Genomic DNA, 13,247 nt, shown 5'->3' on the forward strand with positions numbered 1-13,247 from the left:
TATTATTTTTGCTTTTCTCTTCTTGGCCCTATAGCATCATATACAACGACATGATCCCAAAGATGTGAGTATTCTTCTATGAATTTCAAGTGAATAGGATGCTTTTGATAGATTTCTTCTTCCTCCAAATTATCAAAGAAACATAACCAAGATACGGCATAGCCTTTTTCTATTACGCTTCTGTTAGTACTTGCTGGTGTCCCAATGTGTACAAACCTGATAGTGGGTACTTTCGTTAACGCATTCAATCCTTCGATTAATTTAGCCGTATCTGCCTCGTTGTTCGCATTCTTTAAATAAAAATACACATGATGAACAAATAGTTCTTTTGAAGGTTTGGCCTCAGTAGTATTCACCATTGCTAAACCCGCACCAGCAGTTAGTGCAGTGTTTTTAACAAAATTACGTCTGGAAATATTTTTCATAGTTGGCTTTTTTAGCTGATAGCTTTGAGCCTTGAGCTTTCAGCTTTTATGTTTAGTAAATGTTATTTGTTAGTGTTTTAAAAGCAACGAGCCTTGAGTTTTTTCTAGTGAGCGATTTGGCATTAAAAAACTCATAGCTCAAGGCTCACAGCTCATAGCTTAAAACAACCTACTTCAAAATCTCTTCAATCTTCGTTAATTCCTCATGACTAAAAGTTTTGTTTTTTAAACAATCTAGCGAATCTAATAATTGTGAAACTCTACTTGCGCCAATCAATACAGAAGTAACTCTTGCATCTTTCAATAACCAAGCGAGTGCCATTTGTGCCAAAGTCTGACCACGTTGTAAAGCAATGGCGTTTAATTGCTCTAATTTTGCTACCACTTCTGGGGTAACATGACTAGTTTGCAAGAAACCATGCGGTTTAGATGCCCTAGAGTCGCTAGGAATACCCTTTAAATATTTATCAGTCAAAAGCCCTTGTGCTAATGGTGAGAAAGGAATACACCCCACACCTTCGCGACCGAGTACATCTAGCAAACCACCTTCAACCCAACGCTCAAACATAGAATATTTTGGTTGATGAATTAAACATGGTGTCCCTAGTCGGTTCAAGATAGCAATAGCCTTTTCAGCTTCTGGAGCTTGATAATTAGAAATACCTACATATAAGGCTTTACCTTGTCTGACGATTAAATCCAAGGCCGCCATTGTTTCTTCTAAAGGTGTATCGGGGTCTGGACGGTGATGATAAAAAATATCAACATAATCTAAACCCATGCGTTTTAAGCTTTGGTCTAAGCTGGACACCAAGTATTTTTTTGAACCCCATTCTCCATAAGGACCAGGCCACATCAAATAACCTGCTTTGGTTGAAATCACTAATTCGTCACGGTATTGAGCGAAGTCTTTTTTCATGATAATACCAAAATTTTCTTCCGCCGACCCTGGAGGAGGGCCATAGTTATTGGCTAAATCGAAATGCGTAATACCATTATCAAAAGCAGTTTGTAAAATGGCACGGTAATTTTCAAATACATCGACACCACCGAAGTTGTGCCACAAACCTAAAGAAATAGCGGGTAATTTTAAACCACTGCTACCACAACGGCGATACTCCATTGGGCGGGTTCCTGATTGATCGTAACGAGTAGGGTTTGCTAGGTAAGTCATTTAATGAGTTCAGAAAATAGTTAATAAATCGAGTGAAAGTATTACTCAAGATTTTAAAGAGTTCGTATGTTTTTTTACGCTATTTAAAATCAAATGAATATATTTTTAAGCTATAACAAATGTAATATAATTCCTTATGTAGATTGATAGGTTTTGTCCTTGTTCGGAGACTTTAAGACAGAATTTCTCCAAAGTTATTTAAACCTATATTGTTGAGAGAAAATAGACAACTAGTAAAAATGCAAATTTCCTTGAAATAAATTGCCGATTTTTGATTTAGCGAAATTTCGCTAAATCAAAAATCGGCAATTTTGTAAAAAATATTTTCTCTGGAATCTGAAAACTTTTGCAAAATAAAACCTAATGATTTTAACTATTTAAAGAATTATCTTTTGAAACTAAAGGTTCATTCAGAAAATAATAATTGGTTTAAGTATTTATTACTAAAATATTATTTGGTATTTCCTTGGAATTAAGAAATTAACTCCTGTATATTTGTTAAGTAAACAAAGAAACAACAGCGAAAATTCGCTAGAAAAAATTCTAAGAAAAGATGTTAAACCAATTTATCAATATCGTCCTAGTGGTAATTCTACTCTCCCAATCGGTGTGAGACGGTTTAATATTTTCTAATATACCAAGACCTTTCTCACACCGGAGAAAGGTCTTTTGTTTAAAAGGATTTTGATTCTTAGAAAAATGTAATAAAAGTAGATAAAGTACAAATACTGTTTGCTGAAAAATAATCTTAAATAACCATCGAAGGATATAGTACAATCACTAGATTCTGATTCAAAACATTTCAATTCAAGATGTCACAAGAACTAAACAAATTCTCCAGAACCCTTACGCAAGAAGTTACCAACCCAGCAGCAAAAGCAATGCTATATGGCATTGGCTTAACGAAAGAAGATATGCAGAAAGCCCAAATTGGTATTGCCAGTACGGGATATGAAGGCAATACTTGTAATATGCACCTCAATGGTTTGTCGGTTCATGTAAAAAAAGGGATTCAGGAAAATGACATGGTGGGTTTGATTTTCCATACGATTGGAGTTTCTGATGGAATGACAAACGGAAACAATGGGATGTCTTATTCCCTTCCTTCTCGTGATTTAATTGCCGATTCAATCGAAAACGTAGTAGGAGCACAGTGGTACGATGGTGTAATTGCAGTAGTAGGTTGTGATAAAAATATGCCAGGTGCCATGATGGCGATTGCTCGTTTGAACCGCCCAGCGATGTTGGTATACGGTGGAACGATTCGTTCTGGTGAATACAAAGGACAAAAATTAGACATCGTTTCTGCTTTTGAAGCATTAGGAAAGAAATTCGCAGGTAATATCTCAGATGAAGACTACGAAGGAGTAATCAGAAATGCCATTCCTGGTGCTGGTGCTTGTGGTGGTATGTACACTGCTAATACGATGGCTTCATCGATGGAAGCAATGGGTTTAACCTTACCAAATTCTTCAACGTATCCAGCTACACACGAAGGCAAAAAAGCAGAGTGTTTGGCAATTGGTGCAGCCATGAAAAATTTGTTAGAGAAAAACATTTGCCCACGTGATATCATGACACGTAAAGCATTTGAAAATGCTATGACAGTGGTAATGGCAATGGGAGGTTCTACCAATGCTGTTCTTCACTACTTAGCGATTGCTCGTGCTGCTGAAGTGGATTTTACCTTAAAAGATATTCAAGATATTTCAGACCGTACGCCATTGCTTGCTGATTTAAAACCTTCTGGTAAATATTACATGGAAGATATGTTAGCTATTGGTGGTGTGCCAGCGGTAATGAAATATTTATTACAAGAAGGTTTATTACACGGAGATTGTATGACAATTACGGGTAAAACCATTGCAGAAAACTTGGCTGAAGTACCAGAAATTAATTTTGATACTCAAAAAATTATTAAGCCTATCGCTGACGCAATTAAAGCGACTGGTCACTTACAAATTTTATACGGTAACTTGGCAACAGATGGCGCTGTAGCAAAAATTACAGGAAAAGAAGGAGAGAAGTTTGAAGGTGTTGCCAAAGTATGTGAAAGTGAAGAAGAAGTAATTGAGTTCTTACAGAAAGGCGAAATCAAAGAAGGACAGGTAGTGGTGATTCGCAACGAAGGACCGAAAGGTGGACCAGGAATGCCAGAAATGTTGAAACCAACTTCGGCAGTGATGGGTGCAGGTTTAGGCAACAAAGTAGCGATGATTACAGATGGTCGTTTCTCAGGTGGAACACACGGTTTTGTAGTAGGGCACATCACACCAGAAGCACAAATCGGTGGAAATATTGCCTTGGTGAAAGATGGAGATTTAATTACGATTGATGCAGTAAATAATATTCTTCATGTACATGTTTCTGATGAAGAATTAGCAGAGAGACGTAAGGAATGGAAACCAACGCCATCACCATTCAGACAAGGGGTATTACGCAAATATGTTAAAAACGTATCAACAGCAAGCGAAGGCTGTGTGACGGATTTGTAAGAGCCTTTATAAAATGATTGGCTTATCAATCAAATAAAACCACAATCTGACATTTATTCATTATATATAAATAAAGAAATTTAAACATGGAAAACTCACAAACCATGACCATAGAGGAAAAGAAAGCTGAACCTGCTAAGTTTTTGACAGGTGCACAGGCAATCATGCAATGCTTGGTTGAAAATAATGTTAAAACCATATTTGGTTATCCTGGTGGCGCTATCATGCCAACGTATGATGCCCTCTATGATTATCAAGATAGAATCAAACATATCCTTGTCCGTCATGAACAAGGTGCTGGTCATGCTGCACAAGGTTATGCTCGTATGACGGGTCGTGCGGGTGTTGCCATGGTAACGTCTGGACCTGGAGCAACCAACTTAATGACGCCTATTGCAGATGCTTTACTAGACTCAACACCAATGGTTTGTTTAGTAGGTCAGGTTAAAGCAAACTTATTGGGTACTGATGCTTTCCAAGAATGCGATATCATCGGGATGTCGATGCCAGTAACTAAATGGAATTATCAGATTACTGATCCTAACGAAATTCCTGCGGCAATGGCAAAAGCTTTTTATATTGCTGAATCTGGTCGTCCAGGGCCTGTTTTATTAGATATTACTCGTACAGCGCAGGCAGATTTGATGACGATTCCTTTTGAGTACAAGCCATGTACCGAAATCGTTAGCTATCGCCCAAGACTTACACCAAAACAAGACCAAGTAGAAGCAGCCGCAAAATTAATTAATGCTGCTCAGAAGCCTTATATCTTTGCAGGTCATGGTATTATCATTTCCAATGCTCAAGAAGAATTTGATGCCTTTGTCCGTAAAACAGATATTCCAGTAGCTACTACGCTTTTAGGGATGTCGGCAATACCAACAAATCATCCAAATTATATAGGTTGGTTGGGAATGCACGGAAATTATGGCGCTAACGTGTTAACAGACGAGGCCGATTTAGTAATTGCCATTGGTATGCGTTTTGATGACCGTGTAACGGGCGATTTAGCCAAGTTTATCAAACAGGCTAAAGTAGTGCATATTGATATTGACCCTGCCGAAATCAATAAAAACGTATTTGCTGATGCTCCTGTAATTGGTGATGCTAAGCAAACATTGAAAGCATTGTTGCCTTTAGTAAAAGAACGCAAACATGAGGCTTGGAAAGCTGAATTTAAAAAATACGACGAAGAAGAATTTGAGAAAATAACGAAACGTGATGTATTCCATGAGGGTGATAAAATCAGAATGGGAGAAGCCGTTACAATGCTTTCTGCAAAAACTAAAGGTGAAGCCGTTACCGTTACGGATGTTGGTCAACATCAGATGGTAACAAACCGTTACTATCAATACAATACTTGGAATTCGTTAGTTACCTCAGGTGGAGCTGGTACAATGGGCTTTGCTTTACCTGCCGCTTTTGGGGCGAAAGTAGGAGCTCCCGACCGTGAGGTAATTGCTATTATAGGTGATGGTGGCTTTCAGATGACGCTTCAAGAATTAGGAACTATTGCACAAAGTGGCTTGCCTGTTAAGATTATTATCCTGAATAATAATTTCTTAGGAATGGTTCGCCAATGGCAACAGTTGTTTTTTGACAAACGCTATTCTTTTGTAGAATTACAAAATCCTGACTTTATCACGATTGCCAAAGGCTTTGGTATTGCCGGACATACAGTGAGTGATAGAGCCAACTTGTCAGAATCGTTAGATATGCTATTAGCTTCTGATAAACCTTATTTATTAGAAATCGTTTGTGAAAAAGAAGAAAATGTTTTCCCAATGGTTCCAGCAGGGGCAAGTGTTTCAGCAATTAGATTAGAGTAAATTCATTGAGTGAATAAGTGATAATTGAGTGATTTTTAATCAGTCAATTACTTCTTTTCAATTCCTCTTAGCATGTTTATTCTATTAGCTAAAATCTAAATTTAGAACTTTAAAATGACAACATACACATTATCCGTTTTCACAACTAATACCGTTGGTTTGTTGAATCGAATTACTATTATTTTTACAAGGAGAAGGTTGAACATTGAATCTTTAAACGTTTGCGAAACTGAACGTAAAGGTGTTTCAAGATTCACGATTGTGATTCGTCATGAAAGTCGTGAGGCTGTTGAAAAATTGGTACGTCAAATTCGTAAAGTTGTTGATGTATTAGCCGTTTTTGGTTATCTAGACCACGAAATTGTATTCAACGAAATTGCTCTTTTTAAACTGGCAACACCACTTGGCGGTTCTCCCTTGAATATCAAGGAAATAAATCTCGATTGGAATGCTAAAGTAGTTCACTGGGGGCTCGACTACGTAGTGATTGAAAAAAATGGCACTGAAACTGAAATACTAGAGTTTTATCAATACATGAAAAACTGGGAAATTCTGGAATACCTAAAATCTGGAAGAGTAGCGGTAGGTAAAACTGAAAAAGGTTTGGTAGAATATTTACCAGAACATGATTGGGAAATTGTTTAGTATTACAAATGTAATTTTATCACTAGAGAGGGAATTAATTCCCTCTCTAGTGATAAATGATTTTAGAAAGTCAAAATATAACCAATAGAAAAAGTCTTCTGTCTAAAACTGTCTTGGTTTTAGCTTTTGTGCTAACATTACTACTATTTCGTTTATTCTTTTCTCTCTAGTTTCAGCTCGTTTAGCTAGTACAATCCATTGTAAGATACTTTTCTTTACAGACTTGCTTAAACTCAAGAAATACTCCATTGAATCTGGATTAGCTTTAAATGCGTCTTCCAAATCTGTGGGGATACTTAGGGCTTCTACTTCATCCAATATTATCCATGAACCATTTTGTTTAGCAATTTCAATACTTTCATGACCAGCCTGTGTCATCAGTTCTTGTTCAATAAGGAGCAAAACTTTCTCTTTATTAACTTTTGACCAAGTACTCTTTGCTTTTCTTTTGCTGAAAAGCTGTATGAATTTCTCATCGTTTACGGTATTCCTTGTACTATCAATCCAGCCGAAACAAAGGGCTTCTTCCACGGCTTCGCTCCAAGAGATGGTTGGTGTATTAGTCTTTTTTTTATAGCAAACAAGCCAAATAGACTGTTTTGAGTGATGATTTTCAGCTAACCATTCTCTCCATTCTTGGCGATTTGTGGGGTAAAAAGTTTCTAAATCCTTGTTTTGCATGATTCCTTCATTATTTCATGATGAATAGAATACTATTTGTTATCAAAATACCCACTAAATGATACGAGCCACTAATAATTCCATAGAGTATTGGCTGAGGAATATTCGGATTGATGGCGATATTAAACGTGTTGGCAACCAAGTATCCAATGCCAGTAAGTAATGAAAATTCAAACATCTGTGCCCATGTAGATATATTCAGTGTGTACATTAATATGGCACTTACAATTGTAACCACCAATGTGCAAATTGCAGGGCCAATGATAAAAATGGGTTTGTTGGGTAAAGTTTCGTTTTCACGTCCTAAAGAGATTTTGTAGTGTTTACTGAATAGCAAAGTGAACCACAAAGCACCCTCAAAACAATATAGCATAAAAGCTACTAAGACACTAATCCAATTTAGATTTGCTAATTGATTGATCATAAAATTATTTTTTTAAGTTTATGATGCAAAGCTAAAGGAGGGTAATGACAGCCCTATGTCAGGGGTAAAAACAAATTAATGATACTTATCAAAATATTCTTGTAAGGTCATTTCATGGGGAGTAAACTGCTCGGTAAGCACATCTAGTTTTTTAATTCTATCAAGCCGAAAAAAGCGAAATTCATTTCGCAAACGACACCATGCTACCAATAACCAATTCTCTTGTGTACTTAATAAAGCAAAGGGTTCAATCAGTCTGCTCGTAACGTTTTCTCCTTCGTTGATATATTCAATCCTTGCCAGATAAAAATTTGTTAGGGCAAATTGTAACTCAGATATATTATTACTGTTTCTTTCGTTGTTGATGTTTTGATTAAATCGGGTGCGTTCTGCCAATAGATTTGCCTTGTCTTTTATACTATGTCCTAATACAGCCTTAATTTTGTCAATAGCTTCTGAGTAGTCTTTAATAAAAGAGGCATCCTTGTTTTTTAATACCAATTGTTCAGCAAGAATTAAAGCATTGGCTTGGCTTTCTGTAAACATTACAGGAGGAATTTTATATCCTTCCATTAACGTATAGCCTTTTCCTTCCTCTGTTAGAATTGGTACTCCTGCTTGCTCTAAAGCCCTAACGTCTCGATAAATTGTCCTGATACTCACCGAAAATTTGTTTGCTAATTCCCTAGCCGTCAACAGTCGTTTCGTTTGCAATTGTGTCAAAATTGCAGTTAAGCGTGAAAGCCGTTTTGTGTCGTTATCGTTCATTATTCAAATTTTCAAAATCGTTATTAGGATTCACAGTGTCCTTGAAGGGCTAAATTACACAAAAAGAGTCTGTTTCAAAAACAGACTCTTTTTGTGTAATCGTAATTCTTAAATAGCAAATGTTGATTGATTATCTACTAATTCCAACCACCACCTAATGCTCTATAAGTATTCACTAGCGCATTCATTTGTAGCATTTTGGTTTCAATTAGCTCCATTCTTGATTCCAATACATCACGTTGCGTTAATAACACTTCCATATAATCAGCTCTTGCTGATTTGAATAATTTCAGTGAGATGTCCGTCGACTTAGTAAGCGCTTGCACCTGATTATTTTTCATGGTGTATTTCTTTTCCAGATTATCAATATTTGATAACTGATTTGTCACTTCAATAAGAGCATTCAACACAGTTCGTTCGTAATCGTAAACGGCTTGTATTTGCTTGGCGTTCGCATTTTTGTAGGTAGCCGTAATAGTATTTTTATTAATCAAAGGCCCTGCTATATCACCTGCAATAGATGACATTAATGCTTGCGGGATGTTTACTAAATATAAAGGACTATACGACCTGAAACCTAAAGCAGCAGAAAGCCCCAAAGAAGGATAAAAATTGGCTTTAGCTATATCTATACTTAATTTAGCTGCCGACAAATTCAATTCTGCTTGCTTAATGTCTGGTCTGTTTTCCAATAACTGCGATGGGATACCCGCTGAAATTTTATCAGGCACTAATCCATTAAAATCTTGCGAACTCCTTTGTACATGTTGTGGCTGTCTACCTATCAGGAAGTTAATACGATTTTCAGTTTCAATAATCTTTTGCTGAATTTCGTATTGAAGACTCTGCGTTTTGAATACCTCTGCTTCAAACCTAATTACGGCTAGTTCGGTAACTTTCGCAGCATCTTTTTCTTGCTTGATAATTGATAGCGCATTATTCAGAATAACGATGTTCTTTCTGATAATATCTTGCTGATTATCAAGTGCCATCAATTCATAATAAGACTTAGCGACTTCAGAAACCAAATTAGTTACTAAGAAATTTTTACCTTCAATAGAAGCTAGGTAATTGGTTACTGCTACTTTTCTACCATTACGCAGTTTGTGCCAAATATCTAGTTCCCATCTGGCAAATGCTCCAAAATACATATCTGGTAATACCTCAGGGGTTTCTTTACCTGGTCTGATTTCAGACGAAGCATCACTAGCACCCTTACTCGTATATCTGGATACTTTTTCAACACCTGCTCCTCCGCCTAAGCTAACAAAAGGCAAGTATTCCCCTTTTCGTGCTTGAATTTCGTTTCTCGAAATTTCAATTTCCTGTAAGGTAATATTCAATTCCTGATTGTTGTGTAAAGCAGTATCAATCAATGCAGACAAGTTAGGGTCGGTAAAATAGTCCCTCCACTTCTTCCTAGCACTATTGGTACTATCCTGCGAGTTATTATAACTCGCAGGGACTGTTTTGTTTGCTGTTCTATTAACCTGAACCAATGAGGCTGGCATACAAGCTGCCACCAAGGAGAGTATGCTACTTGCTAGTAAATAGTTCAGTTTCTTTCTATTATTCATCATCTTTGCTGTCGTCTAATTGTGGGAAAGAGTCTATTGAATGAACCAAACTTTCGGTCAACGATTCGTCATCTTCGTCTCTGATAAGCTTACGGCCTTCAGCTATAGAGCCGAATATGTAGTATAAGCCAGGGACAATCAGTACTCCGAAAATAGTACCGAAAAGCATACCGCCTAGGGCAGATGCACCGATGGTACGGTTACCGATAGCACCAGCACCATGAGCCATCACTAATGGAATTAACCCTGCAATGAAAGCGAATGATGTCATCAAAATAGGACGGAAACGAACTTTGGCTCCTTCGATGGCGGCCTCCAATACGGTTGCTCCTTCATGATGTTTTTGCATCGCAAACTCTACGATTAACACGGCATTCTTACCTAGCAAACCAATCAACATGACTAACCCTACCTGTGCATAAATATCATTTGCTAGTCCCATCGACTTGATGAACATGAATGAACCAAACACCCCAGCAGGTAATGATAAAATTACTGCCAATGGAATAATGAAGCTTTCGTACTGTGCAGCCAAAACTACATACACAAAGGCTAACACGATTAAGAAGATATAAACGGCTTCGTTACCACGTCTTACTTCGTCATAAGAAAGAGCAGCCCAGTCAATATCAAAACCGTGAGGCAATGTTTTTTTCGCAACTTCTTGTACCGCAGCAATTGCCTCACCACTACTGAAGCCCTTGGCAGCACCACCTCTGATAGATGCCGTTGAGTACATATTATATCGGTTGATTTCGTTAGGTCCTTGCATCTTTTTGATTTTCATAAAAGCTGAAAAAGGCACCATTTCATCACGATTATTTTTTACATAAAGCTTCATAATGTCTTCAGGCAATCTTCTGAATTCAGGCGACGATTGCACAAACACTTTGAAGAAACGCTGGAATTTGATAAAGCCAAGTTCATAAGTACTACCCACCAAGATTGATAAAGTATTCATGGCGTTACCGATAGAAACACCTTTTTGCATCGCCAATTGGTTGTCTATCTCCAATTCATACTGAGGATAGTTAGCACTAAAGAAAGTAAACAAACCTGTCAGCTCTTTACGTTTTTCTAATTCTTTCATGAAGTCATTCTTTACACGTTCCAATTGGTTGTAATCACCACTATTGGTTTTATCAAGCAATTGTAAGGCAAAACCGCCTGCCGCGCCATACCCTGGTACTGCTGGTGGGTCAAAGAATTCGATGGTCGCTCCGGGAATAGTTTTCGCTTTTTCTTCTAATTCATAGATGATTTCAGAAACCGAATGCTTGCGATCAGACCAAGGCTTTAAGTTAATCAAACAAGTACCAGCGTTTGAACCACGTCCCTCTGTAAGTACTTCATAACCTGCCAATGCCGATACCGACTGGATTCCTTCTACTTCTTCTGCAATTGTCTGAAGCTTGCGTGAAATATCATTGGTTCTTTCAAGTGTTGAGCCAGGAGGTGTCTGGATAATGGCGTAAATCATCCCTTGGTCTTCACTTGGAATAAAGCCTGATGGTAAATTGCTAGTGATGGCAACGATTCCAACCACAAATACTATCCACATACCGACCGTAATCCACTTTTTATGAGCAATACGACGTAAAAGTCCTACGTATTTTCCAGTAAGCTTTTCAAAAGCATTGTTGAACACATCGAGACCTTTATCAAGAAATGTTTTCTTTTTAGGCTTTCCATGATTGTTTTTCAAAATCATCGCACACAATACAGGCGTAACCGTAAGCGCAATAACACCTGACAGAACGATTGAACTGGCCATCGTAATAGAGAACTGTCGATAAAAAATACCTACTGGACCAGACATAAATGCTACAGGCACAAATACGGCTGTCATCAATAAGGTAATGGCAATAACGGCACCACTGATTTCGCCAAGTACTTTCCGAACAGCCCTATAAGGGGAGAGATGTTCTTCCTCCATCTTGGCATGGACGGCCTCGACGACGACAATGGCATCATCTACCACAATACCAATCGCCAATACGAGTGCAAAAAGCGTAATCATGTTGATAGTCAGCCCAAAGAACTTCATGAACGTAAAGGCTCCAATAAGCGATATCGGCACGGCAAGCGTCGGAATAAGCGTTGAGCGCCAGTCGCCAAGGAATATAAATACCACTAACGCCACCAAGATAAAGGCATCTCTTAACGTATGGATTACGTTTTCGGTAGAAGCATCAAGGAAGTTTGAAACGTCATAACTGATTTGATAATCCATTCCTGGAGGAAAAGATGTCTTTTTCAGTTCGTCCAATTTGTCTTTTACATTCTTGATTACATCACTCGCGTTACTACCATAAGTTTGTTTCAATACAATCGCCGCTGAAGGATAGCCATTCAGGTTAGAATAAATATCATAATATTCACTTCCTAGCTCTACATTGGCGACATCCTTTAGCCGCAAGATTTCCCCTTTGGCATTCGCCCTGACGATGACGTCTTTATACTGTTCGGGCTTATTAAACCTACCCTGATACGTCAAAACATACTCTAGTGCCTCAGCCCGTTTACCATCTGCTCGACCTATACGACCAGGCGAACCAATCACACTTTGGTCAGATAATGCTGCCATTACTTCATCTGCTGAAATATTATAAGCACGCATTCTATCAGGATTTAACCACACACGCATGGCATATTGACGGCTACCCAAAATACGAGCCTGTCCGATACCATTGATACGCTGTAGTTCGGGAATCATGTTTACCCCCGCAAAGTTGAACAAGAACTTCATATCGGCGTTCTTGTCTTTACTGTAAAGGTTAACATACATCAACATACTGTTCATTACACGGTTTACAACTACCCCTTCGCGCTGTACCAAGGGTGGTAGTCTGTTCAATACCTGTGCAATCCTTGTATTAACCTGCACCAAGGCTTGGTCAGGGTCGGTCCCTAGGTTGAATACAATTTGGATGTTAGCCTCACCCGCACTGGTGGCATCGGAGGTCATGTATCTCATTCCCCACACACCATTGATGGCTTGTTCAAGTGGAATAAGAACGGATTCTGTCAGTACTTTGGCACTAGCTCCAGGATATGATGCACTCACCATTACTACAGGTGGGGCAATCTCAGGGAACTGTGAGGTAGGTAACGTCTTGATAGACAATACCCCCAAGAAGATAATGACAATTGATATTACTATGGCCAATACTGGCCTATGAATGAATTTACTAAACATATCCTTGATTTGTTTGAATACAGATAAAAT

General features: G+C 38.1%; 10 protein-coding genes. 3 read left to right on the forward strand and 7 right to left on the reverse strand.

The window, feature by feature from the left end; genetic code table 11:
• Positions 1-2: 2 nt before the first annotated feature.
• Together AC1RNE_RS14850 and mgrA are read right to left on the reverse strand one after the other, a co-directional pair.
• A complete protein-coding gene (locus AC1RNE_RS14850) occupies positions 3-425 on the reverse strand; it encodes a Dabb family protein (protein WP_492801843.1) in 423 nt (140 codons plus the stop codon).
• Positions 426-594: 169 nt separating this feature from the next.
• Entirely contained in the window at positions 595-1,599 is a 1,005-nt protein-coding gene (mgrA, locus tag AC1RNE_RS14855; RefSeq protein WP_492801844.1) for an L-glyceraldehyde 3-phosphate reductase, read from the reverse strand.
• Positions 1,600-2,411: 812 nt separating this feature from the next.
• On the opposite strand from mgrA, the gene ilvD reads away from it, so the two are divergent.
• The 3 genes from ilvD (at position 2,412) to ilvN (ending at position 6,568) form a co-directional block, all read left to right on the forward strand.
• Complete coding sequence (gene ilvD / locus AC1RNE_RS14860; RefSeq protein WP_492801846.1) at positions 2,412-4,094, forward strand: dihydroxy-acid dehydratase; 1,683 nt, start codon at positions 2,412-2,414, stop codon at positions 4,092-4,094.
• A gap of 86 nt (positions 4,095-4,180) precedes the next feature.
• Positions 4,181-5,923 (forward strand): biosynthetic-type acetolactate synthase large subunit, encoded by a 1,743-nt coding sequence (gene ilvB, locus AC1RNE_RS14865; protein WP_492801848.1) that lies wholly within the window; start codon positions 4,181-4,183, stop codon positions 5,921-5,923.
• A 114-nt stretch (positions 5,924-6,037) separates the two neighbouring features.
• Positions 6,038-6,568 (forward strand): acetolactate synthase small subunit, encoded by a 531-nt coding sequence (gene ilvN, locus AC1RNE_RS14870; protein WP_309912936.1) that lies wholly within the window; start codon positions 6,038-6,040, stop codon positions 6,566-6,568.
• Between the two features lie 102 nt (positions 6,569-6,670).
• Here ilvN and AC1RNE_RS14875 read toward each other — a convergent pair whose 3' ends face one another.
• The 5 genes from AC1RNE_RS14875 to AC1RNE_RS14895 all read right to left on the reverse strand — a co-directional run bounded on the left by AC1RNE_RS14875 (position 6,671) and on the right by AC1RNE_RS14895 (position 13,217).
• On the reverse strand, positions 6,671-7,249 hold the full coding sequence (locus AC1RNE_RS14875; RefSeq protein ID WP_492801849.1) for a YdeI/OmpD-associated family protein: 579 nt from the start codon (positions 7,247-7,249) through the stop codon (positions 6,671-6,673).
• Between the two features lie 10 nt (positions 7,250-7,259).
• Positions 7,260-7,673, reverse strand: a complete 414-nt coding sequence (locus tag AC1RNE_RS14880) for a DUF1761 domain-containing protein (protein WP_492801850.1) — start codon at positions 7,671-7,673, stop codon at positions 7,260-7,262.
• Positions 7,674-7,748: 75 nt separating this feature from the next.
• On the reverse strand, positions 7,749-8,441 hold the full coding sequence (locus tag AC1RNE_RS14885; protein ID WP_492801851.1) for a helix-turn-helix transcriptional regulator: 693 nt from the start codon (positions 8,439-8,441) through the stop codon (positions 7,749-7,751).
• A 137-nt stretch (positions 8,442-8,578) separates the two neighbouring features.
• Positions 8,579-10,018 (reverse strand): TolC family protein, encoded by a 1,440-nt coding sequence (locus AC1RNE_RS14890; protein WP_492803650.1) that lies wholly within the window; start codon positions 10,016-10,018, stop codon positions 8,579-8,581.
• Positions 10,011-13,217, reverse strand: coding sequence for an efflux RND transporter permease subunit (locus AC1RNE_RS14895; RefSeq protein WP_492801853.1), 3,207 nt, complete (start codon positions 13,215-13,217; stop codon positions 10,011-10,013). The genes AC1RNE_RS14890 and AC1RNE_RS14895 overlap by 8 nt, the downstream gene beginning before the upstream one ends.
• Positions 13,218-13,247: the final 30 nt, after the last annotated feature.

The sequence above is a fragment of the Arcicella sp. GW822-FHT02H01 genome, from assembly GCF_058802005.1.